The sequence below is a fragment of the Acinetobacter ursingii DSM 16037 = CIP 107286 genome (assembly GCF_000368825.1).
Classification (GTDB): domain Bacteria; phylum Pseudomonadota; class Gammaproteobacteria; order Pseudomonadales; family Moraxellaceae; genus Acinetobacter; species Acinetobacter ursingii.
This window is the reverse complement of the sequence record NZ_KB849717.1, coordinates 1,304,652-1,328,756: the sequence shown is the minus strand read 5'-3', so window position 1 is coordinate 1,328,756 and position 24,105 is coordinate 1,304,652. Positions and strand designations below refer to the sequence as shown.

Annotated in this window: 21 protein-coding genes and 3 tRNA genes; 15 read left to right on the top strand and 9 right to left on the bottom strand. The window is 41.8% G+C overall.

Annotated features, from left to right (window positions below):
* Window positions 1-9: 9 nt before the first annotated feature.
* The gene (locus F944_RS13735; RefSeq protein WP_004991697.1) at window positions 10-1,803 is read right to left on the bottom strand and encodes an ABC transporter ATP-binding protein; all 1,794 of its coding nucleotides are present in this window, start codon (window positions 1,801-1,803) and stop codon (window positions 10-12) included.
* Between the two features lie 271 nt (window positions 1,804-2,074).
* Window positions 2,075-2,869 carry an IclR family transcriptional regulator gene (locus F944_RS13730; RefSeq protein ID WP_004991694.1) on the bottom strand — a complete coding sequence of 265 codons (795 nt, stop codon included), beginning with the start codon at window positions 2,867-2,869 and terminating at the stop codon, window positions 2,075-2,077.
* A gap of 513 nt (window positions 2,870-3,382) precedes the next feature.
* Here F944_RS13730 and F944_RS13725 point away from each other — a divergent pair.
* The 3 genes from F944_RS13725 to F944_RS13715 all read left to right on the top strand — a co-directional run bounded on the left by F944_RS13725 (window position 3,383) and on the right by F944_RS13715 (window position 6,763).
* A complete protein-coding gene (locus F944_RS13725) occupies window positions 3,383-5,473 on the top strand; it encodes an FUSC family protein (protein WP_004991692.1) in 2,091 nt (696 codons plus the stop codon).
* Window positions 5,466-5,672 carry a DUF1656 domain-containing protein gene (locus tag F944_RS13720; RefSeq protein ID WP_004991690.1) on the top strand — a complete coding sequence of 69 codons (207 nt, stop codon included), beginning with the start codon at window positions 5,466-5,468 and terminating at the stop codon, window positions 5,670-5,672. The genes F944_RS13725 and F944_RS13720 overlap by 8 nt, the downstream gene beginning before the upstream one ends.
* Window positions 5,673-5,764: 92 nt before the next feature.
* A complete protein-coding gene (locus F944_RS13715) occupies window positions 5,765-6,763 on the top strand; it encodes an HlyD family secretion protein (protein WP_004991688.1) in 999 nt (332 codons plus the stop codon).
* A gap of 57 nt (window positions 6,764-6,820) precedes the next feature.
* Here the strand turns inward: F944_RS13715 and ruvX are convergent, their stop codons facing one another.
* The 3 genes from ruvX to recN all read right to left on the bottom strand — a co-directional run bounded on the left by ruvX (window position 6,821) and on the right by recN (window position 9,627).
* Window positions 6,821-7,264, bottom strand: coding sequence for a Holliday junction resolvase RuvX (gene ruvX / locus F944_RS13710; protein ID WP_004991687.1), 444 nt, complete (start codon window positions 7,262-7,264; stop codon window positions 6,821-6,823).
* A complete protein-coding gene (locus F944_RS13705) occupies window positions 7,257-7,811 on the bottom strand; it encodes a YqgE/AlgH family protein (RefSeq protein ID WP_004991685.1) in 555 nt (184 codons plus the stop codon). Before F944_RS13705 ends, ruvX begins: the two co-directional genes overlap by 8 nt.
* A 154-nt stretch (window positions 7,812-7,965) precedes the next feature.
* Window positions 7,966-9,627 carry a DNA repair protein RecN gene (recN, locus tag F944_RS13700; RefSeq protein WP_004991683.1) on the bottom strand — a complete coding sequence of 554 codons (1,662 nt, stop codon included), beginning with the start codon at window positions 9,625-9,627 and terminating at the stop codon, window positions 7,966-7,968.
* Between the two features lie 507 nt (window positions 9,628-10,134).
* Between recN and ppnP the strand changes: the two genes are divergently transcribed.
* The 3 genes from ppnP to F944_RS13685 all read left to right on the top strand — a co-directional run bounded on the left by ppnP (window position 10,135) and on the right by F944_RS13685 (window position 12,294).
* Window positions 10,135-10,461: a pyrimidine/purine nucleoside phosphorylase gene (gene ppnP / locus F944_RS13695; RefSeq protein WP_004991681.1), complete on the top strand. Its 327-nt coding sequence runs from the start codon at window positions 10,135-10,137 to the stop codon at window positions 10,459-10,461.
* Window positions 10,462-10,580: 119 nt separating this feature from the next.
* Window positions 10,581-11,330: a 23S rRNA (guanosine(2251)-2'-O)-methyltransferase RlmB gene (gene rlmB / locus F944_RS13690; RefSeq protein WP_004991679.1), complete on the top strand. Its 750-nt coding sequence runs from the start codon at window positions 10,581-10,583 to the stop codon at window positions 11,328-11,330.
* A 40-nt stretch (window positions 11,331-11,370) separates the two neighbouring features.
* Window positions 11,371-12,294, top strand: coding sequence for a DMT family transporter (locus F944_RS13685; RefSeq protein ID WP_004991678.1), 924 nt, complete (start codon window positions 11,371-11,373; stop codon window positions 12,292-12,294).
* Here the strand turns inward: F944_RS13685 and coaE are convergent.
* Genes coaE through pilB form a run of 4 tightly spaced genes read right to left on the bottom strand, consistent with a single transcriptional unit; the run spans window position 12,276 to window position 16,710 of the window.
* Window positions 12,276-12,869: a dephospho-CoA kinase gene (coaE, locus tag F944_RS13680; RefSeq protein ID WP_004991677.1), complete on the bottom strand. Its 594-nt coding sequence runs from the start codon at window positions 12,867-12,869 to the stop codon at window positions 12,276-12,278. The genes F944_RS13685 and coaE overlap by 19 nt on opposite strands.
* A gap of 2 nt (window positions 12,870-12,871) precedes the next feature.
* Window positions 12,872-13,732, bottom strand: a complete 861-nt coding sequence (locus F944_RS17395) for a prepilin peptidase (RefSeq protein WP_004991676.1) — start codon at window positions 13,730-13,732, stop codon at window positions 12,872-12,874.
* Window positions 13,732-14,958, bottom strand: a complete 1,227-nt coding sequence (locus F944_RS13670; RefSeq protein ID WP_004991675.1) for a type II secretion system F family protein — start codon at window positions 14,956-14,958, stop codon at window positions 13,732-13,734. The genes F944_RS17395 and F944_RS13670 overlap by 1 nt, the downstream gene beginning before the upstream one ends.
* 30 nt (window positions 14,959-14,988) lie before the next feature.
* Window positions 14,989-16,710, bottom strand: a complete 1,722-nt coding sequence (pilB, locus tag F944_RS13665; RefSeq protein WP_004991672.1) for a type IV-A pilus assembly ATPase PilB — start codon at window positions 16,708-16,710, stop codon at window positions 14,989-14,991.
* Window positions 16,711-17,060: 350 nt separating this feature from the next.
* Between pilB and tpiA the strand changes: the two genes are divergently transcribed.
* The 9 genes from tpiA (at window position 17,061) to F944_RS13620 (ending at window position 24,059) form a co-directional block, all read left to right on the top strand.
* Window positions 17,061-17,858 carry a triose-phosphate isomerase gene (tpiA, locus tag F944_RS13660; RefSeq protein ID WP_004991671.1) on the top strand — a complete coding sequence of 266 codons (798 nt, stop codon included), beginning with the start codon at window positions 17,061-17,063 and terminating at the stop codon, window positions 17,856-17,858.
* A 9-nt stretch (window positions 17,859-17,867) separates the two neighbouring features.
* On the top strand, window positions 17,868-18,197 hold the full coding sequence (secG, locus tag F944_RS13655; RefSeq protein WP_004991669.1) for a preprotein translocase subunit SecG: 330 nt from the start codon (window positions 17,868-17,870) through the stop codon (window positions 18,195-18,197).
* 56 nt (window positions 18,198-18,253) lie between these two features.
* Window positions 18,254-18,338, top strand: a tRNA-Leu gene (locus F944_RS13650).
* A 40-nt stretch (window positions 18,339-18,378) separates the two neighbouring features.
* Window positions 18,379-18,455, top strand: a tRNA-Met gene (locus F944_RS13645).
* A 131-nt stretch (window positions 18,456-18,586) separates the two neighbouring features.
* Window positions 18,587-18,663: transfer RNA gene (locus tag F944_RS13640), tRNA-Met, on the top strand.
* A gap of 219 nt (window positions 18,664-18,882) precedes the next feature.
* Complete coding sequence (gene rimP, locus F944_RS13635; protein ID WP_004991666.1) at window positions 18,883-19,407, top strand: ribosome maturation factor RimP; 525 nt, start codon at window positions 18,883-18,885, stop codon at window positions 19,405-19,407.
* A gap of 35 nt (window positions 19,408-19,442) precedes the next feature.
* Window positions 19,443-20,927: a transcription termination factor NusA gene (gene nusA / locus F944_RS13630; RefSeq protein WP_004991663.1), complete on the top strand. Its 1,485-nt coding sequence runs from the start codon at window positions 19,443-19,445 to the stop codon at window positions 20,925-20,927.
* A gap of 10 nt (window positions 20,928-20,937) precedes the next feature.
* Window positions 20,938-23,652 (top strand): translation initiation factor IF-2, encoded by a 2,715-nt coding sequence (gene infB / locus F944_RS13625; RefSeq protein ID WP_004991660.1) that lies wholly within the window; start codon window positions 20,938-20,940, stop codon window positions 23,650-23,652.
* A complete protein-coding gene (locus F944_RS13620) occupies window positions 23,652-24,059 on the top strand; it encodes a ribosome-binding factor A (protein WP_004991652.1) in 408 nt (135 codons plus the stop codon). Before infB ends, F944_RS13620 begins: the two co-directional genes overlap by 1 nt.
* Window positions 24,060-24,105 lie beyond the last annotated feature (46 nt).

Below are 24,105 nucleotides of genomic sequence, written 5' to 3'. Positions count from 1 at the left end.
CGAGACGTTTTAACTATGGGTTTCTTCATCTTCTAGTGTTTTGGCAATTTTGTCGATATTTAAACTTTTCGCCATCGCATCAAAAATGTCTTTATACGCTCCCGTCTGTAAATACAACTGTTCGTGTTCACCATGTTCCACAATTTCACCATCCTGCATCACATAGATATAATCGGCATCGATAATTTGCGACAAGCTATGGGAAATCATAATCACAGTACGACCTTGTTTAATTTCATCTAAGCTATGCTTGATTTGCTCGGTGGCAATCGCATCTAGACTCGCCGTGGGTTCATCCAGAAAAATAATCGGTGGGTCTTTTAGAAACATCCGTGCCAGTGCGATACGTTGTTGTTGTCCACCTGAAAGCATCAGTGCATCCGTATCATAACCTTGTGCCAAATGACTGATTTGTTCATGAATAGATGCTTTTTTTGCCGCAACAATCACTTCATCCAGACTGGCATCCATTTTGCCATAGCGGATATTGTCCAGAATGGAACCCTGAAAAATATGATTTTTTTGCAGTACTAAACCAATATGATCACGTAAATAGTGCGTATCGATCTGATTGAGATTGACTCCATCCAGTAAAATTTCGCCTGATTCGGGTTGATAAAATTTATCGAGTAAACTAATTAACGTAGATTTTCCCGCTCCTGATAGTCCGACTAAGGCCGTAATTTTATTTGGCTGTATCACCATATTGATATTTTTTAATGCCTGATGTCCATTTTCATAACTAAAATTGACCTGTTTAAGTTCAAATTGTCCGTGAATGATCGGCTTGAGATGACCGCTATCTTCAATTTCGTCATCGGCATTTAAAATTTGAAAGAAACTTTCTGAATAAATCATGGCATCATTCACTTCATCATAAATGCGATGTAGCGAACGAATCGGGGCAGAAACATTATTGAACAACAAAATATGGTACATGATCATTCCAATACTCATTTGTCCTGCCAGAACAAAATAAGAAGTCAGGATAATAATCAGCACAATGCCAATCTGTTCAAGAAAAGTTTTGACGCCATCAAATATAAAACTGGTCTGACGGGTATGCATTTGATTGTCAGTCAGATCGCGCTGTAGCTTAAGTTGTTTTTCGGCTTCTATTTCTTCACGATTAAACGATTTAATCACGGTAATTGACTGGATAATGCCTAAAATACCCTGACTCTTTTTTTCACGACCATCACGTAAACGACGTCGCCATCCCCCCAGTTTTTGTGCCTGCTTAAAGGTCAACCAGAAATAAATCGGGACAATCATTAATGCGACTAGGCCAATCCAGAAATTGGCGTAGAACATCAGCCCTAAAGCAATAATCGCACTGGTAAATAGTGGTAAAATATCAATAAAGAAAATTTGTACCAGACGCGTCAGCGAGCCAATACCCCGATCGATACGGGTTTGTAATTTACCCGCCTGATTTTTTTCCTGATTAAAAAAAGTCAGGCGATACGTCAGAAACTTCTCAATAATGCCTTGAGCCAAATCCTGTGAAACATAAATACGCAGTTTTTCACCGTAATATTTTTGTCCAAATTGAACTAAGGCATTGAGGATTTCTTTCCCCAGTAAGATCGCTGAAATCGTGGCTAAAATCATCCAGCCTTCATTGAGTCCTTTTCCTGCTTCGACCAGTGCATTAATCCGATCAACTGCATATTGCAGAGTGAGCGCATTGACCTGTGCGGTCAGTGCGCCAATCAACGTTAAAATGAGCGTGGCGATGACCAATAGCCGATAAGGTCGTACAAAAGGGCGTAGTTGTTGAAAAAGATGCCAGAAATTCATGTGGTGTTTATTGTTGTATAGCTTAGAGTCAATCTACATTAGCTTCAGTCTAAAAAGCAAAAATAAGATGTTCAAGAGGGTGTTATGTAACAAGAAAAAAGCTCATGAGATCAACATGAGCTTTTTACTCTGAGGAGGAGTGTCTTCGGATGAAAACGACTTAATTTCATGGAAAATTAAGCTTTAATGAAGAACAATTTCATTATATGAGAATTTGATTGAAATTTCAAACATCGCTGCTATGAAAAATAAATGAAATTTTCATATCGTGTTAAATCGAGCTATTGGTTGGGTTCCGTTCATTTTGTGAAAGCGTCAGAAACTTATGTTCAATTTGAGCAGCATTGCTTTTTAAAATTTCAATCAATTTCTCGATATGAATAAATTCAAAACGATTTTTTGAGGCCACAATGGTGAGTGCCAAAGGCGACTCTTTATTGGTGGACAGTTTAATCGGCACAGATAAACCTGAAACATTAGGATCAAGTTCGCCGTGAGATAAATAAAACCCTTGTTTTTTTATTTTTTTCATACGGGCCAGAAAACTGTCTTCATCCTGCGCAAACCCAACCTCAGTCAACTGTGTTGCAAAACGTTGATAATAATCCTGAATTTGACGTTTTGGGAGCTGGGCAATAATCACTTTAGGTGACGAACCCATATACACAGGTCGTGGACAGCCGCGCCCATAGGACAGCAAGTCTGTATTGCGAAACACTTCATGATGCAAATCAATACAATAATCACGATTGAGATGGGTTAACAAACAACATAATTCAGTACGTTCTGCAATATCCTTCATAAACGGACTGCTGATTTGCACCAGTGGGTCAGTGGTGCGCGAGATATAGTCCAAGACTGCAATTTTTGAACCGAGGGTGTAATCACCTGATGTACCGCTGATGCGCTGTAGAATATCGGCAGAAACCAGTTCTTTTAAATAACGATAGCTGGTCGGTTTGGACAGACCTAGCTCATCGCAAATATGATCGACATTAATCACAGGCCGTGATACCGAAAATAAATCCAGAACCGTTAAAATTTTGCCAAAGCTTGAAAGCGCCATGATTACCTACTTTGCTAAAGAACCATCAGAAACACGTGCGGAATTATCTGTTATAACAAATTGCGACACACCTTGCAGTCTAAATTAGTCAGCGTTAATTAATAATTAATTGATCTCATCAAAAAACAACGCTGAACCAAGCTTAAAATACAATTAATTATCATAATAAGATATTTTGTTGACTATTTTTTGTTTTTTTGCCAAAATTATCCAAATAAAATATCCAATGAAGAAGTTTTCATCAAGTCAAATGCACGCTGTGAAATTTTTTCATCCATCTGTGGTTCATCCTTAACCAATGTTTTGACTGCCTTTTACAACAACAGGTAAAAGCTGTAGTTCTAAACGCTTGTTGAGCGATAATCTGATTATAAAATGATCTTTCTGAACTGAGTGTAAACCAACGTTTACAGCAGATTGTGGCTGTTGTGCGATTGAAAAAAAGCATGACATCGATGGATTATGCGTATAGATCAAGCACTCACTAGGGAATACTGGTTTTGAGATCAATTCATGTTATTTAAACAGATACTGGCGTTTAGACCATCGCGCATGGATTTGATTTTTGCGGTCAAAACCTTTATCGCGATGATGCTTGCTTTGTATACCGCATTTGTACTGGATTTAACTTATCCCATGTGGGCAGCAGGTACGGTGATTATCATTGCCCAGCCTTATGCAGGCATGGTCTCATCCAAAGCCTTGTATCGTCTTACTGGAACCATTCTGGGTGGTATTCTGGCGATTTTCTTTACCCCGCGTCTAATTGATATGCCCATCCTGTTTACCTGTATTTTGTCGATATGGGTAGGCGTATGTTTATATATTTCCTTGCTGGATCGTACCCCGCGAAGTTATGTATTTATGTTGGCGGGTTATACCACGGTCATGATTGCCTGTAGCTCAATTTATAATATTGATAGCCATAGTGTGTTTGATATGGCCTTAAGTCGGGTACTGGAAATTTCTATTGCGGTGATCTGTAGTGCGGTCGTTTCTGCGACCATTTTCCCTGCACACTTGGGTGCACAACTTCAGCAACGTGTTCAGAAAACGCTGGATGATACGCGTGATGTCTTTGCCAGTATTTTAACCGATCAACAGCACAGCCAGAGTTATACTCAACTTTTGGGGCATATTGCCCGCGATACGACCGATATTCATGGCCTTGCGGTGCATCTAGCCTATGAAAGTGGCGAATTGCATGGTATGACCAAGCCGATACAGGAGTTATTGCATCAACTGACTATGGTGGTTGCCAACTTGGTTTCAATGTCAGAACGTATTTTTCAATTGGATCAAATTGATCAACATTATCGTTTAGGCTTAGAGCAACTGCATCATGATGTGGTCAGTTTCTTACGTGCGCAGACCGATATCCATGAATCTGAATTGAATCAATTGCCGCCAGAGTTTGAATCCGATTTTGAACATTTATTGGTACTTAGCCAGCCACAACAAGAAATTATGCTGGATGCCTTAAAAATGGATATCCGTCATTTTATTCAAAATGTGATGGCGGTGAAGTTACTTTGGCAACTGATCAATAAAGGTGAAAAACGTATTCCAGATACGATTGCCACCATTACCACACAATATCCGAGTCTGCATCGTGATCATGGTATTGCAGTGCGTAGTTCGATTGCTGCTGCCGTTGCAACAGCAACGTCTTTTTTACTCTGGATTTATACGGGGTGGCATGCGGGGTATATGATGGCGCAATTAACTGCGGTCAGTGCCTGTATTTTGTCTACAATGGATAATCCGATTCCAGCATTAAAGACGTTTATTCGTGGTTCGGTTTACGCGGCAATCCTGACCATCATTTATGCGTTTACCATCATGCCGCAAGTTCACGCATTTTGGCAGTTAGCGGTGGTCTTGGCTCCGTTGGTGATTTATCTGGCCAGTATGTTTCCTACACCGATGTTGATGATGTTGGCATTGCCGATGCTGATTAACTTTATTATGAGTTTGAATTTGCAAAACCGCTATGCGATGGATGCGGTTATCTTGATGGATACCGCAATGGCGGGCGTGGTTGGGCCGATTATTTCTATTTTGGCGATTTATTTTATTCGTGCTATGTCGCCTGAAACCAGTGCTCGTCGTATTTTGAGTTTACATTATCGCGCCTTAAAGGAAGCGTTGTATATTCCCTATGGTTCAGCGTTTCGCATTCATTTACGCAGTATGCTGGATCGGATCGGGGTGTTAAATACCAAGCTGGTTCAGTCTGATGAGTTAAAGCATGCCATGAATCTGGCACTGATTGAAACCAGTGCGGTGGTTAATCTCAGCCGGATTGCCGAGTTAAGCCAAAATAGTAAAACTTTGCCCGAGCTAAAACAGGCATTAAAGCATTTACAACAGTTTTTGGAAGCCAGTTTTCGTGATCAGGAAAAGCATATTGCGTTGAATACGGTTTTAAAAGATAAAGTATTGGCGCAAATGGACTATATTGAAACACTGGTGCTCAATGAACCAGATATTGAAGTGAAACATCGGATTCAAATGAGTATGAATAATATTCGTAGTAGCATTTTCCATGTACAAAAAAATGACGAAGACCATCAAGCGTTAGATGGAGCTGTACATGGGTGAGTTCAATCTGTATGGCGTTTATGTGCCGACATTGCTGATTCAGGCGATTTTGGCCTATTTATTCTTCAAGCTCGTGACTTTGGTGAGCAATCGATGGATTGCTGCGGGATGGATTGGATTTCCAGGCATTTTTAATTTAAGTCTATATGTGTTGATGTTGATGCTCGTACACTGGATGTTTCTGGCGATTCAGACCTAAGATCTCAACCGTATCTAAAATCAATGTACGCTCTATGACGTGATTCACATCAGTTTTAACGAAAGTTTAAGGCGAAATTTAAGGTAAGCAACATGAATTCTTTTGATGCACGGAAAATTGTCCGTCCGTTGGTCACACTGGTGATCGCAATACTCGCGATTTTTGTGATTGTTCATTTGTGGAATTACTATAACTCCGCACCGTGGACACGTGATGGGCGAGTTCGTGGTGATGTGATTCAGGTTTCGTCTGATGTGTCGGGTTTGGTGACCGAGGTGTTGGTGCAAGATAACCAGACCGTCAAAAAAGGACAGCCCTTATTTCGAATTGATATCGCACGTCAGCAACTCGATGTCGAACAGGCACGTTCTGATCTGGCCAAAGCCAAAGCGGGGCTGGCTCAAGCAGAAGCCAATGCGATTGCAGCCAAAGCCAATCTGGAAAAATCTCGTGCCAATACGCAGTTAGCTGAAAAAAATGCAGAACGTTATTCAAACCTGATGGATGGTGCGATTTCCAAGCAGGAACAAGATCAAATGTATGCGACACGTGATCAATCCAAAGCTGAAGATGCGCAAATGACCGCCTCGATTGAACAGGCACAGGCGACCATTAAACAGCAACATGCGCTAATCGAAGTGTCTCAAAGTGCGCTCAATCTGGCATTGCTGAATTTAAAACGTTCAGAGGTGGTTGCGCCTGCGGATGGTACATTGTCCAACTTCAGCTTGCGTGTTGGTAATTATGTCAAAATTGGTGATGCAGTTGCGGCACTGGTCGATCGTGAGCAGCTTTATGTGGTGGGTTACTTTGAGGAAACCAAACTCAATCACATTCATGTGGGAGATAAAGCCACGATTCAATTGATGGGTGATTCACAAAAAATCCGTGGGCATGTACAAGGGATTGCCAGCGGGATTGAAGACCGCGAACGTTCAAGTAGTTCAACTTTACTCGCCAATGTGAATCCGACTTTTACTTGGGTACGTTTAGCGCAGCGTGTACCCGTTAAGATTGTGTTAGATGAAACACCGAAAAATGCGTTGGCATTTGTAGCGGGTCGTACAGCAACAGTGCGGATCGAAAATTAAAGTCTACATAAAAATATCGTTGACTTGAAAAATGGCTGATGTTGATCAGCCATTTTTTTAGGGTTGAATCCCTTGAGGATGATGATACCAACTCTGAATCAAAAGAGCTGCGGCTAAGCTATCTGCTGAAAGACGCTTACCACGTCCCTGATCATGATAAGCATCTAATTCATCACGTGCTTCACGTGTGGTTAGACGTTCATCCACCATCCAAGTTTCAATATTAGTTTGATGACGTAAGCGCCGTGCAAATTTGCGTGCTCGAGTCGAAAGTTCGGATTCAGAGTCATCCATATTTAATGGTAAGCCGACCAGAAATAGGTTCGGCTGCCATTCTTTGACAATCTTGAGCAATTGATTCCAGTCAGGAATTCCATCTTTCATGGGAAACAAGGCTAATGGATTGGCACTTTCGATCGTAGATTGCCCCACAGCCATTCCCATCTTTTGCGTACCAAAGTCAAAGGCCATAATCATTTGCATGCTTAGCATTTCAGGCATGACCAATCTCGGAAGAAAGCCATGTGCGGTCAACACCTAGCTTTTTATAGGCAGCGTCCCAACGCGCGTCATAAGGCAAATTAAAGATTAAATCCATATCGGAATCACACACGAGCCAGTCTCCCCGTGAAATTTCATCTTCGAGCTGGTTTTTACTCCAACTGGCATAGCCCAGTGCGATCTGGTAACGACCGACACCTTCGTTATGTGCAATCGCATCCAAAATATCTTTACTGGTCGTAATACACAGGTTTTCACCGACCGCAATTGAGGAATGCCACGTTGGCTGTCCAGTATGTAACACAAATCCAGCTTCTGGGCGTAACGGCCCGCCCTGTAATACTTCATGAGGTTGCACATGGTCAGCATCAATATCCAGATCATTGAGTAATTCTTTGACTTGAATCCCAGACGGACGATTGATAATTAAACCCTGTGCGCCTTCTTCATCGTGACGTGCTAAATAAATTACGGTATTCGCAAAAAAATCATCGGCCATTTCTGGAGGAGCAATCAGACAACGGTGTGTCAAATATTGTTTGGTCACCTAAGCGGTTCTCCTTAAAACGTGGTCGCTTTTGTATTGATATAGGATGTTCTTATCAACATACAAGAGTAAATGGATTTCGCCAATCATTTTTCAGTGATTTATTGCAGAAAAATAATTGGCGATCAAGACAGGAAACTGGCTTTGAAAGGATTTAACTGTGTTGGAATTTGAGCTGGCGTAATTGTTTGGCATGTTGCAGGGTCGTCTCATTAATTTCAACCCCGCCTGACATTCGGGCAAGCTCAAGCACCCGTTGAGGTTCATCAAGCTCAATAATGGTACTGCTGGCCGGATCAGTCTGCTGTTTTTTGACCAGTAAATGTTGATCAGACTGCGCCGCAACCTGAGGCTGATGGGTAATACACAGCAATTGCACGTGCTGCGCTAAATCTGCCAGTAAGCGACCCACGACTTCGGCTGTACCGCCACTGATCCCGACATCAATTTCATCAAACACCAGCGTTTCTGCTTCGGTTTTTTCAGCGTTCATCACCTGCATGACCAGCGCGATACGCGATAATTCACCACCCGAAGCAACGCGAGCCAAAGGCTGTGGAGGCATCCCCTTATTCGCAGTAAATAAAAGCTGAATAAAACTTAGACCTTCAGCATTCGGTTGTTCTAAAGGTTCAAACTTAAACTCAAAATGCGCTTCAGGCAGCACCAGTGGTTTAACTTGTTCCGTCAGTTGTTTGGCCAATGGAATGGCGGCGTCGCGACGAATTTGATCCAGATGTTGGGCTTTTTCTAAAAAGTCCTGATGTGCAATTTCGACTTGTTCGGCTAGGGTTTCTGGATCTTCAAGCTGATGCAGCTTTTCTAGCTCAAGTTGCCAGTGTTCATATTCCTGTTTAAGTTCTTCAGGCTGAATACGATATTTGCGAGCCAGTCGATGGAAAACTTCCAGATGCGTATTTAACTCCTCCATTCGTTCAGGATCAAAACTTTGACGATCCATAAATTGACGTAGATTGGCGGTTGCATCGTCCAACTCACTTTGTGCATTGACGATCGAATTATAAATCTCAGAAAGCTGCTCGCTACGACCCGAATGCGTTTCAATGCGTCTTAAAATAGACGCCAGTTCCTGATTAATACTTGGTTCAGCTTCATCTAGCGCATTTAAACTATACGCACAGTCCTGCATGATATGTTCATGATGACTGAGTCGATCGAACTCCTGTTCAATTTCTTGATAATCCGTTTGAACAATCTCTTCGATTTCTTCTAGTTGTAGTTGCAGTGTTTGAATGAGCTGCTGACGAGTTGCCTGAGCATCTAGTGCTGATTGATGTTGGCGAATTGTGGCTTGCCAATTTTGATAAGCCTCTTTGACCTCTTGTGCAGGCTGATAAAAATTACGATAACGATCTAGCCAATGCTTAGGGTAGGGTGGTTCAAGCAACTGTTGCTGGCTATGTTGGCTATATAACTGTACCAGCAAACGGCCAATTTCTTTGAGTTCGGATAAGCTGCTTGGACGACCATTAATCCATGCTTTACTGCGACCTGTGGCAAAAATGACACGGCGCAAGTGAATTTCACCCGTATCCTCATCCATCTCATGTTCTTTGAGCCACTGCGATTCTGGACTTTGTGGTTGATAGCTAAAGCTTGCTGTAATATCGGCTTTTTCCGCGCCATAACGCACATAGTTGGTATCTGTACGTTCGCCTAAGCAGGCAGACAGTGCGTCGAGTAGCAAGGATTTACCCGCACCAGTTTCACCTGTTAAGACATTAAATCCCTGTTCAATATCGAGTACAAGATGATCAGCAAGTGCAAAGTTAATCAGAGTTAAATGAGTCAGCATACACGCGTCCAGAGCGTCAGTCTTTTTTGTTTAAGATAGAGAAGTTTTATCGTTGCCACAAGCTATGAACTGAATAAAAGCCATCAGTAAATCTTATGCTTGATGCAGTGTAGCAAGATTTAGACTGAATAGAAATGCCGTGGAAATTCAGTTCATATATGACAAAATTGTCATGAGAATGTCTTGTTTTCAAAGTAAAATAATCAAAACAAATTTAGATGTCAGCTTTATTAGACCGCTTGCATAAATTCTTTATTTTTCTCTCTATATGATGCAAAAATAGAAAGGATTTAAACAAGTATGAAAGAAGTCTATTGAATGATGAACAGAACACAATAAGCAACTGACTTCATGTATGGATATAGAATAAATAAAAAAATGAGACAGGTATAAAATTTGCTTGGATAGCAGACTGTAGATAAAAGAGATTGATTAGTTATTTGCCCAGAATTAAACTACGTCAGTCATCACCCCTAATACAAATGCGGCGAAATTGGAGAGTTACGCATGAGTTCAGCTCAGTTTGATCATGTAACGGTAGTAAAAAAATCAAATGTTTATTTTGGCGGTTTGTGCATTAGCCATACGGTTCAATTTGAAGATGGAACAAAAAAGACACTTGGCGTAATTTTACCAAGTGAACAGGCGTTGACCTTTGAAACTCATGTGCCTGAACGTATGGAAATTATTTCGGGTGAATGCCGTGTTAAAATTGCTGACAGTACAGAAAGCGAATTATTTCGTGCAGGGCAGTCATTTTATGTCCCAGGCAATAGCTTATTTAAAATTGAGACAGATGATGTGCTCGATTACGTTTGCCATTTAGAAGGTTAACCTGTTTGCCTGAAAATCGGTTAAACTAGCCGCATAGATGAGTAAATCAAGAAATCCTGTGAAGTTGGCTTTACGGGATTTTTATTTTGAGTTAAATAAAGTTGAGATAGAGGTCAGGCATGGCAAAACCAGAATATTATTATGGCGTACATTCGGTTGAGTCATTGCTTGAACTTGAACCTGAGCGTGTTTTGACGTTATTTACCTTAAAAGGGCGGGATGACCAACGCTTACAGAAGATTCTGGAGCTAGCTGAGCCTTTTGGGATTAGTGTGCAAAAAGCCAGTCGTGACAGTTTAGAAAAATTGGCAGGCATGCCGTTTCATCAAGGCGTGGTGGCAGCCGTCCGTCCACATCCCACCTTAAATGAAAAAGATCTGGATCAGCTCTTACAAGCTACGCCTGATGCATTACTTTTAGCATTAGATCAAGTCACAGATCCACATAATTTGGGTGCCTGTATTCGTACTGCCGCAGCGATGGGGGTGCAGGCGGTTATTGTTCCTCGTGATCGTTCCGCAGGTTTGACACCTACTGCGCGTAAAGTTGCAGCAGGTGGTGCAGAAAAGGTCAAATTTATTCAGGTGACCAATCTGGCACGAACATTAGCGCACGTCAAAGAACAGTTTTTCCTGCGCGTCATTGGGACTATGCTGGATGAAAAAGCGCTGCCGATCCAGAAGTGTGATTTAACAGGGGGAGTGGTGATTGTGATGGGTGCTGAAGATACAGGACTGCGTCCAATTACTCAGTCACAATGTGATCAAACCGTTTATATTCCAATGAGCGGCAACCTGCAAAGTTTAAATGTGAGTGTCGCAACAGGTATGGCACTCTATGAAGCAAGTCGCCAACGTCATCCTGCATAAAATCATTTTAAGCTGATCCGATGTTTTAAAGAAGAACGCCATGTCTCCGCGATCCCAAGGCTATGTTTTTATTGCCATTACGATGTGCATCTGGGGCGGTTTTACTATTTTTTCCCGTTTAAATGCACACTGGCATATCAGTGCATGGGATATTACCGCACTGCGTTTTGCCATTGCATTTGTAATTTTAATGCCGATTTTAATTTATAAAAAAGATTTGGCTTTTTTATGCACCAAACAGTCGGTGATTTTGGCTTTAATCGGTGGAGTGGGTTATTGCCTTACGGCTTATAGTGCCTTTCTTTACGCCCCTGCGGCGCATGCAGCAATCTTTTTAAATGGTTGCATTCCTTTGTGTACTGCGCTTGCAGCTTATTTACTATTCAAACAACCTTTTGATCGGCACACATGGTGGAGTGTCGGGATTATGTTAGCTGCAATTGCACTGATGAGCTATTTGATGTCACGGGATCAACAGTCTCATTTTGGTCTAGGCGATATTTTATTTGTGATGAGTGCAATCTGGTGGGGTATTTTTACTGTTTTATTGAAACAGTGGAAGCTTTCTGCATGGCATTCGATGGCGAGCGTCGCGATTTGGTCAGCCATTATTTATTTACCGATTTACCTACTATTTCTTCCTAAACATTATCATGAGGTTGAGCCATTACATTTAGCGATTCAAGGTTTATTCCATGGGGTTTTTGTGGTGATTGTTGCCACCATTACCTATGTCGCGGCAATTGAGCGTTTAGGTGCATTTAAAACAGGCAGCATCGTTACACTCGCACCTTTTATTGCCGCAGTGATTGCTGTGCCATTATTGGGTGAACCTTTAAGTCTTGCGATTGTATGTGGTCTTGTTGGGATGGGAATCGGTGCTTTACAACCGTGGCGTTGGCGTTTTAAAGATACATTGACGGTACAACTGCAACGCCAAAAGGATCAGGAACATTCTAAATAATTCTGATGTAGTTTTTCAAGCTGTTGATATAAATGATCCAGATGCCCATCATTGATCACGATATCATCTGCGATCTTGCGCTTTTGCTCACGTGGCATTTGTGCTGCAATAATTTTTTTAATCTGTTCTGAATCTTGAACATCACGTTGACTGGCTCGTTCGATCTGAATAGCTTCACTGGCATCGATCAGCAAAGTACGATCAGTGAGTTGATGTTGATCTGTTTCAAACAATAATGGTGAAACCAAGATCACATAAGGGCTGGTCGCATTCTGTAATTGCTGAACAATAGATTGGCGAATAGCAGGGTGAGTAATCTGTTCTAATTGATGGCGTGCAGAAGGATTCTGAAAAATATGCTCTCTTAACGCTCGGCGATTTAGACTACCATTAGGACTGAGTACCCAATCACCAAAGCTGTCATGAATTTTCTTTAGTACGGGTTGCCCAATTTCAACCACTTCTCTGGCGACCACATCGGCATCCACCACAGTAATACCTTGAGTTTCAAACCATTGACTGGCAGCGGACTTGCCACTACCAATGCCACCTGTTAAACCAAGTATGAAACTCATCATTAGCCTCCCAGATAAACTTTCATAATTTGCTCACCCCATAAAAAGGCGATCCATCCAGCAATGGCGATATAAGGGCCAAAGGCAAATGGCTGATTTTCTTTACGAATTTTGAGTAAAATAATCCCTATAATCGCACCGACCAGTGAAGAAAGTAGCACAATCAGTGGAAGCATCAAAGGTCCCATCCATGCGCCGAGAGCAGCAAGTAACTTAAAATCGCCATAGCCCATCCCTTCTTTACCTGTAATGATTTTAAATAAATAATAGACAATCCACAGGCATAAAAAACCAATCAGATAGCCCCAAATCGCGGCGGTTGGTGAGACATAAAGACTATAGCTATTAACCCCTAGACCTAATGCTGCTAGCGGCAGAGTAAAACGATCGGGCAACAGTTGAGTATCAAAATCAATAAACGTGAGGGCAATAAGCACCCAAGTTAAAACCAGACCAAACAGCATTTGAAAGCTCGGGCCAAAGACAGCCACGATCATCAGTGAACATAGCATCGTGAGCAGTTCAATCAAAGGATAACGGATGCTAATCGGATTTTGACAATGGCCACATTTACCTTTTAAAAATAGCCAACTGAGCAATGGAATATTTTGATACCAACGAATACGGCTATGGCATTTGGGGCAGGTTGAAGGTGGTGAACTTAATGTCAGTTTATCTTGATCAATGATCGCTTGATCAGGATGTAACAACATCTGGCACTCAGTGTGCCAGTCCTGTTCCATCATTTTTGGCGTGCGATAAATCACAACATTTAAAAAACTACCAATGCACAAGCTAAAAATCCCAACTGCAAGATAAAGCGCAGTTGGGGTTTGGATAAAATAATTAAGAATTTCGGACATTAAACCACTGAACCCATCTGGAAAATTGGAAGATACATGGCGACGACCAGACCGCCGACTAGTACGCCGAGAATTGCCATGATCAAAGGTTCCATCATGGAGGTTAGTCCGTCTACAGCATTGTCGACTTCATTTTCATAATGCGTGGCAACTTTGTCGAGCATGGCATCCAATGCACCAGACTCTTCACCAATAGCCACCATTTGAACAGCCATTGAAGGAAATAAGTTGGATGTTTTCATGGCAAATTGTAGTTGTTGTCCAGTGGCAACATCTTCACGAATCTTCATAACAGCATCTTCATAAATCACATTATTGGTGGCACCCGCAGTTGATTTTAGAGCATCAATTAAAGGTACACCTGCGGCAAAAGTAGTTGCAAGGGTGCGGCTATAACGTGCAATAATTGATTTATAGATTAAATCACCAAAAATTGGCAGTTTTAATGCCATTCTATCTAAGGCGTTACGAAATTTTTTACTTCGTTTCTTTGTTTCTAAAAATACAGCAATGACGACACCAATCCCTATAATCATAATGAACCAGTAGGATTGCATCCATTTTGACATATTCACCACCATCTGGGTAAAAGCAGGAAGTTCTGCGCCAAATGAGCTAAATAAATCCTGAAAGACGGGGACGACTTTTACCATCAAAATAATCGTGACAATCACAGCAACAACAATGACCGTAATCGGGTATTTCATGGCTTTTTTGATTTTTTGTTTTAAAAGCTCACTTTTTTCCTTGTAAATCGCGACACGATCTAGCATGGTTTCAAGCGCACCAGATATTTCACCAGATTCCACTAAGGAACAAAATAATGAATCAAAATATTGGGGATATTTGCGTAAAGCATCTGCAAAAGTACTTCCTCCTTCAACTTCACGTTTTAGGTTAATTACTACTTCTCGCATCGCTGGGTTTTCTAAGCCTTCAGCAACAATTTCAAAACTTAGAATTAAAGGAACACCTGCTTTCATCATGGTCGCAAGTTGTCGCGTGAAAATCGTAATATCTAATGTAGTGACTTTTTTCTTAAATAGCCCTTCTAAAATATTCTTACGTTTTTGGCGAATTGTCTTAATGGTGATACCTTGCTTACGCAAAGTTACTTTTGCGAGGGCTATATTTCTTGCGGATAATTCTCCTACAATTTTTCCTCCCTTTCGATCAACCCCTTCATAAGCAAAAGTTGGCATCATTTGTGTTTTTTGAATTGCCATAGTTTTATCCTTAATTTTTAAAGTCTCATATTATTCACTGGTGACACGATTGACTTCCTGTAAAGAAGTAATCCCTTGCATCACCTTTTTAAGACCTGAGCGACGAAGATTATTAAACCCCAGTTTTTCCGATGCATCTGCAATTTGTATTGCATTTCCATCTTCCATAATAATTCTCGAAATTTCAGGTGTGACTTTCATGACTTCGTAAATCCCGACACGACCTTTGTAGCCTTCACGGCATTCTGAACATCCCACAGGTTGGTAAATACGGAGTTTAGGGTGAGATAGATCCTCCTCTGTAAACCCCATCTCGATCAAACTATTTCTGGGGATCTGAATTGGCTCTTTACATTTACTACAAAGACGTCGGGCCAATCGTTGAGCAATTACTAAGTTCACGGACGTTGCAAGATTAAATGAAGGTACGCCCATATTGCGTAAACGTGTTAATGTTTCTGGCGCACTGTTAGTATGCAGCGTAGACATGACCATGTGACCCGTTTGTGCGGCTTTGATTGCGATTTCTGCTGTTTCCAGATCACGAATCTCACCCACCATGATAATGTCAGGATCCTGACGTAAAAAAGACTTTAGCGCAGCGGCAAAGGTCAAGCCCACCTTGGGGTTAACATTCACCTGATTAACACCTTCAAGGTTAATTTCCACAGGATCTTCTGCTGTGGAAATATTTGAACTCTCAGTATTAAGAATATTGAGGCCTGTGTATAACGAAACTGTTTTACCAGAACCCGTTGGTCCTGTAATTAGCAACATACCTTGTGGCTTGTTCAGTGCTTCTAAAAATAATGCTTTTTGATCTTCCTCGTAGCCAAGCGCATCAATACCCAATGTTGCGCTAGAAGCATCCAGAATACGTAGCACTAATTTTTCACCATATAATGTAGGCAGTGAGCTGACACGAAAATCGATAGATTTAAATTGTGAGACTGGTAATTTTATACGACCATCTTGTGGAGAGCGCCGTTCTGAGATATCCATCTTCGCCATAATTTTTAGGCGAACAGTTAGTCTTGGTGCGAGTACTAATGGTGGGAATGAAATTGCATGTAAAACACCATCGATACGATATCTAACGCGATAGATTTTGGCATAAGGTTCAAAATGAAGGTCGGATGCCCCCATTTTAATTGCATCATAAAGCATTTTATTTAAATATTTAACAACAATAGTGTCGTCTTTCTCATGGTCTGCATTTATATCAAAGCTAAACTCACTTAAGATGTCGTCAGTATTTTCGCTGTCTTCATTATGTAAACTATTCAGAAATTCAAGTTGGGCATTTGTACCATAAACCTCTTCAAGTGCGCGTTCCAATTTGTCATGTTCAACGATCACAAGTTCTAGTTTTTTCTTACTATTAAAGCGAATTGTATCTAAATCTTGAGTAAGAGAGGGGTCTACAACAGCAACATATAAGGTGTGGTCTTTTACGCTTAGAGGTAAAATTTTATGCTTTGTGATTAATTTTTCATCGATAATACCATGAGGAATCAAAGAGAGATTAAATGTATTAAGATCAAATTGAGGTTCTTCATATTCAATAGAAATAGCTTCAGCAATAATTGATGGCTTTATATCAAAGGCTTCTACAAGATACTGAACAATAAATTTGTTATTTTTATTTATTTCATAAAACATCCGATGGATCTGTTCTTTTGTCAGAAATCCAGTCGCAACTAAGCGATCCAGGTAAGTTGGATATTTTGACTTTAGCTCATCATCTGCCATCAGCTGGACCCCAAAAATTACAAATGTATAAGAATTTTTTAAAAACTTTATTGTGAAATTATACGTATACTATCTTGATTAAACAATCTTCAACACTTAAATCGGAGTAGGCTTCATCATTCTTTTATAGGCATCTTTTGTTTAACAATTATCAGAATGGACTGTTTTTTTTAAGTAGTTGGGATTAGTGAAGAAATATTTGAATATTTTTTTAAATATAATTTTTCCAATTGTATTTTAATTATCTTAAACGCTTTATCAAGCAATCTAAAATTCACCAAAAGAAAACATTCTAAGTTTGTCTAAAATACGTGTAGAATATGCAGCATTTTCGATAAAAGGGTAGCAGTATGTCGGGTTCGACAATTATTCCTTGGGTGGTTGGCAATTGGAAAATGAACCCAATACAATCTGATGCCACACAACTCATTCAACAACTTATCAATTTATTGGCACAATCTCCAATAGAGGCAAATGCCTGCCACATTGGAGTTGCGCCTACATCGATCGCATTGGATCGTACCTTTCAAGCTTTAAATGCAGCGCCACGCGCCGTTTATACTGTCGCACAGGATATTTCCCGTTTTGCAAGAATGGGAGCTTATACGGGTGAAGTCAGTGCTGAACTTTTAGTTGATAGCCAGATTCAATATGTCCTGATTGGTCATTCTGAACGTCGTGACCTGTTGGGTGATTCAGTTGAAATTTTAAAAGCCAAACTCCACAATGCACTTCAGGCAGGTATGACTGTCATTTACTGTGTGGGTGAAAGTCTTGAACAGCGTGAACAAGGCTTGGCAGAACAAGTGGTTTTACAGCAAATTTGTGATATCGCCAGTGTTGTAAACACTGAACAATGGTTAAAACAAATCGTGATTGCTTACGAGCCAATTTGGGCAATCGGTACGGGTAAAACTGCTTCACCGCAAGATGCACAAGCGATGCATGCCAAAATTCGTGAAGGTTTATCTCAGATTACCGCACATGGTGCACAGATTGCCTTGTTATATGGTGGTAGTGTTAAACCTGAGAATGCGGTAGAGTTGGCAGCTTGCCCAGATATTAATGGTGCATTGGTTGGCGGTGCATCGCTTAATGCCCAATCGTTTTATCAAATTGCTCAGGCATTTGCCCAATCAAAACAATAGGAGTTCAGCATGCATACGTTTGTGCTGGTGGTACACATTATTCTCGCCATTCTGATTATTGCACTGGTGCTGGTTCAGCATGGTAAAGGTGCAGATGCAGGTGCCTCATTTGGCGGTGGTGGTGCGGCAACAGTATTTGGTGCTTCAGGCTCGGGTAACTTTCTGACGCGTTTAACCGCTATCTGTACAGCTTTGTTTTTTATTACCAGTTTGACTCTTGCGGTTTTTGCCAAGAAACAAACCACAGAAGCCTATAGCTTACAATCTGTACAAACCGCACCAGTTCAGCAACCAACTTCGCCTGAAACTTCACCAACTGCACCTAAAACGAGTCAATAATTCAAATTAACGCTTTCTTTTTACGATTGAAGCGAATAGAATGCCTCCCACAAGCTGCGGTGGTGGTGGAATTGGTAGACACGCTACCTTGAGGTGGTAGTGCCTTCGGGCGTGGGGGTTCAAGTCCCCCCTTCCGCACCAACTTGATCCAGAAAGAAAGTTGGTGTTGCAGTGATGTTGATGCGGGATGGAGCAGTCTGGTAGCTCGTCGGGCTCATAACCCGAAGGTCGTTGGTTCAAATCCAGCTCCCGCTACCACTTTTTTAAAGTGTATTGAAATTTGTTGAATCTAGCTTCACTACATCTTTAAATGACTAAGGGCAACAACTTAGTCAGCAATTATTGAAATTGACTTTTTCTAATAATTGTATATAATGTTTGCACGTTGATGCGGGATGGAGCAGTCTGGTAGCTCGTCGGGCTCATAACCCGAAGGTCGTTGGTTCAAATCCAGCTCCCGCTACCAAGTTTCTAAGAGGGCTCACAAATAGGTGGGCCTTTTTGCACAGTGAGCTATAGTTTTCTGTGTGAAATATAGGGGCGATTTAACGCCCTTTTTTATTGGCTATCGTGTAGCGGTGACACAAGACATAAGATGTCGTAAAGGTGAAATAGTCATGCTTCACTATAGATTAGTCTGAATTGGCTATGTGCCAATTGAACCGCGCGAGAATGACGAGAGTAAATGAAGCTATCAAATAAAACTCAGGCACTGCATGATTTAATTGCACCCGCAGTGCAAGCCTGCAATGTTGATCTATGGGGAATCGAATTTATTCCTCAAGGGAAGCGTTCCTTACTGCGTATCTATATCGATAAAGCGATCGATGATAATGCTGAACCAGTCATCAATGAAGAGGGTGAACTGGAACAGGGTCGTGGAATTGGTGTACAAGACTGTGTGCTGGTCACCCAACAAGTCGGCGCAATGTTAGATGTTCATGATCCAATTTCTGGTGAATATGCACTTGAAGTATCATCTCCAGGTTGGGATCGTCCGTTTTTTCAGCTTGAACAAATGCCTGCATATCTTGGGCAGCAAGTTGCATTACGACTGATTACTGCGGTTGAAAATCGTCGTAAGTTCCAGGCAAAATTGCTCAGCGTTGATCTTGAAAATGAAGTCATTCAAGTGGAAGTTGAAGGCAACCATGTGCTTGAAATTGATAGTCATAATATTGATAAAGCAAATTTGATCTATCAGGACTAAATTCATTTAAATTTATAAGAATCTGTAGGTGACTTATGAGCCGTGAAATTCTTACCGTTGTTGAAACGGTTAGTAATGAAAAAGGTGTTAGTCGTGAAGCGATCTTCGAAGCATTAGAACAGGCACTGGTTGCTGCAACGAAGAAGAAATTTTACGAAGGTACACACTCTGAAGAAGCACAGTTACGTGTTGAAATTGACCGTAAGACTGGCGATTATCGTACTTTCCGTCAATGGGAAGTCGTTGCTGATGAAGATCATGAAATGCCAGCCTGTCAGGATGCGATTTCTGATGTAGATCCTGCACAATGGTCCATTGGCGATATTCGTGAACTTGAGGTTGAATCGATCGAGTTTGGTCGTATCGCAGCGCAGATTGCCAAGCAAGTCATTGTCCAGAAAATTCGTGAAGCTGAACGTGCTTTGGTGGCAGATGCCTATGAAGCCAAAGTCGGTGAATTAATCTATGGTGAAGTGAAAAAGCAAACCAAAGACGGTTTTATCATTGACTTGGGTGATAATGCAGAAGCGTATTTGGCACGTGAAGAAATGATTCCTAAAGAATTACTTCGTCCTAAACAGCGTATGAATGCGATCTTGTATAATGTCAACCGTGAAGGTCGTGGTGCGCAATTATTGTTATCACGCGCTAAGCCTGAAATGCTGATTGCTTTGATGAAAAAAGAAATTCCAGAAATTTCTGAAGAAATCATCGAAATTAAAGCAGCAGCGCGTCAGCCAGGTGTGCGTGCTAAAATTGCTGTAAAAACCAATGATCACCGTATTGATCCAGTCGGTGCTTGTATTGGTATGCGTGGTACGCGTATTCAGGCAGTACAGTCGGAGCTCAATGGTGAGCGCATCGATGTTGTGGTGTGGTCGGATGATCCGGCGCAGTATATTGCTAGTGCTTTAGAGCCTGCTGATGTATCAGGGATTGTACTGGATGAAGATGCGCGTAGTGCTGATATCATTTTTGCAACCAATGATCAATTGGCGCGTGCGATTGGTTCTCAAGGACAAAACGTACGTTTGGCATCTGAATTGACGGGTTATAAACTCGACATGATGCTAGAAGATGAATACCGTGCACGTCAGCAAAATGAAGCACAGCAATATCTGGACATGTTTGTAGAACGTCTGGATATTGAAGAAGATTTGGCAATGGCATTGGTTGAAATGGGCTTTACTTCACTTGAAGAAATTGCCTATGTACCAGCTGAAACTTTTGACGAAATTGAACTTGATGCAGATTTGGTTGAGTTATTACAAAGTCGTGCAAAAGAAGCTGCATTAACAGATGCATTAAAACAGCAAGAAAATATTCAGGAACCAAGTGCAGAACTTCTGGAAATGGAAGGAATGACTCAGGAGCTTGCTTATGCCCTTGCAGCGCGTGGTGTGATTACAGTCGATGATTTGGCCGATCAGGCAACCGACGATATCTCTGATATTGACGGGCTTGGTGATGAAAAAGCGGGTCAGCTCATTATGAAAGCACGCGAATCATGGTTTAACTAAGGAGTAGCGTATGACAGACAAAACGATTCAAGACTTGGCTCAAACAGTTGGTCGTCCTGTCGACAAGCTTCTAGAACAGGTTCGTGAAGCAGGTCTACCACAGCGTAACGCAAATGACACTATTACCACTGAGCAACAAGATACGCTTGTGAACCATTTGAAAAAGGTACACGGTCAGGATGCCGGTGGCGCAGGAAAAATCACGTTGAAACGTAAAACAACCAGTACAGCGAAAGTCGCGAGTACTTCAGGTAAGGCAAAAACGATTAACGTAGAAGTTCGTAAGAAACATACGTTTACCAAGCCAAATCCTGAACAGATTGCAGCAGAAGCGAAAGCGCGTGTTGATGCGGAAGCGAAAGTGCGTACTGATGAAAAAGTAAGCCAGCAAACTGCGCAGCAGCCTCAAGTAAAAGCTGAAAACAAAGCACAAGCCACGTTGGATGCAATGCGCGCTGCTCAGAAGAAAGAAACAGTAAAAGCGGAGACTTCAACTACAGAAGTTGTGGTGAAGCGTCGTTCAACCAATAAGCCGATTAAGCCGATTGTTGTAAAACCAACAGAAACGCCTGAACAGAAAAAAGCGCGTGAAGCTGAATCTGCGAAGTTGAAAGCAACTGAAGAAGCAGTTCGTCGTAAAGCAGCTGAAGAAGCACAACAGCGTACACTTGAGCAAATGCGTCAAATGGCATCGAAATATTCAAATGATGATGCAACGACGACCATTCGTGTGATTGATGATTCACCTTTGGCTGCTGGACTTGTCGGTCAAGCATACGAAGATTCTTTCAATAAAGAAGACCGTGAAATCAAACGTGGTGGTGCTACTGCAAATCCACGTGCGGGTAAAAAAGGCGGTCGTGGTGGTGATGCACAAGCGGAACAAAGCTTTAGCAAAAGCCATCATAAGCGCGGCTTAAAAACCAGTCAGGCGAATAAACACGGTTTTGAAAAACCTGTTAAAAAGCAAATTTATGATGTTGAGATTGGTGAAAAAATCGTTGTTGCTGATTTAGCACAAAAGATGGCGATTAAAGTTCGCGAAGTGATTAAGACGCTCATGAAAATGGGTGAGCTTGTGACTCAAAACCAAGCGATTGATCAAGATACTGCGGTACTCGTGGTCGAGGAAATGGGACATAACCCTGTTTTGGTTTCTGATACACAAGCCGAAGATAACTTACTTGTCGCTGCTGAAGAAGCACGTGGTGAGCAAACTACTCGTCCTCCAGTCGTCACAATCATGGGTCACGTTGACCACGGTAAGACGTCGTTACTGGATCGTATCCGTCGCTCTAAAGTGGTAGCAGGCGAAGCAGGTGGTATTACTCAACATATTGGTGCATATCACGTTGAGACCGATAAAGGAATTATTACTTTCCTTGATACACCAGGACACGCAGCATTTACTGCCATGCGTTCACGTGGTGCGAAAGCAACGGATATCGTGGTATTGGTGGTTGCGGCGGATGATGGTGTGATGCCACAAACAGCAGAAGCCATTGACCATGCACGCGCTGCGGGAACACCGATTATTGTTGCCATCAACAAGATGGATAAAGAATCGGCAGATCCAGATCGCGTATTAAATGAATTAACCACCAAGCAGATCGTGCCTGAACAATGGGGCGGTGATGTTCCAGTCGCGATGGTTTCGGCACACTCGGGTCAAGGCATCGATGAATTACTTGACTTAATCTTGATTCAAGCTGAATTGATGGAATTGAAAGCATCAAGCGAAGGCGCGGCTCAAGGTGTGGTGATTGAAGCACGTGTTGATAAAGGTCGTGGTGCAGTGACTTCGATTCTGGTACAAAACGGTACATTGAATATTGGTGATCTTGTTCTTGCAGGTTCATCTTATGGTCGTGTACGTGCCATGTCGGATGAAAATGGTCAACCAATTAAATCGGCAGGGCCATCGATTCCAGTCGAAATTTTAGGTTTACCCGATGCGCCAATGGCAGGTGACGAAGTTCTTGTTGTCAATGACGAGAAAAAAGCACGTGAAGTGGCAGATGCTCGTGCAGACCGTGAGCGTCAAAAACGGATTGATCGTCAAAGTGCGATGCGTCTTGAAAACATTATGGCCTCTATGGGCAAAAAAGATGTACCAGCAGTCAATGTCATCTTAAAAGCAGATGTTCGCGGTACGTTAGAAGCCTTGACCGTTGCTTTGGATGAGCTTTCAACTGAAGAAGTGAAAGTACGTGTGATTAGTTCAGGTGTCGGTGCAATCACTGAATCTGATGTCACACTGGCTGAATCATCAGAAGCAGTATTACTCGGATTTAACGTCCGTGCTGATACGACTGCGCGTCAAAAGAGCGATCAAGATGGTATCGACATTCGTTACTACAGCATCATTTATGAATTGATTGATGATGTGAAGAATGCGATGAGCGGTAAGCTTGCGCCTGAACATCGTGAAACGATTCTGGGTGTGGCTCAAGTTCGTGAAGTGTTCCGTTCAAGTAAGTTCGGTGCTGCTGCGGGCTGTATGGTGATGGAAGGTGTCATTCACCGTAACAAACCAATCCGTGTCCTTCGTGATGACGTGGTGGTCTTCCAAGGTGAGCTTGAATCGTTACGTCGCTATAAAGATGTAGTAGATGAAGTTCGCGCAGGCATGGAATGTGGTCTTGCGGTTAAGGGTTATAATGACATCAAACCACTCGATAAGATCGAAGTGTATGATGTTCAAATGGTGAAACGGAGTCTTTAATGGCGGGTGGACAACGCTTGAAACGCATGGCGGATTCGGTACAACGTGAGTTGTCAGAGTTAATCCGTCAAGAGTTGAAAGATCCGCGTCTGGGTGGTCTGGTGACCATCTCAGGCGTTAAGGTGAGTCCAGATTTGGGATACGCAGATGTTTATGTCACTGTGATGGGACGTGAACTGGCAGATGACCAAAATGAAATCGCTCATCAGGAAACGCTAGATATTTTAAATAAAGCGTCTGGATTTTTGCGTCAGGAGTTAAGTCGTCGTATTAAAACGCGTATTACACCGCGTTTGCGTTTTCATTATGATAAGACCAATGCCTATGGCAACTATATGTTTGGTCTGATTGAAAAAGCAGTACAGGACTTGCCTGAGCATAAAAAAGAAGATGATTCAGAGCAATAAATCTGAATACATAAAAAATGCCACCTTCGGGTGGCATTTTTATGAT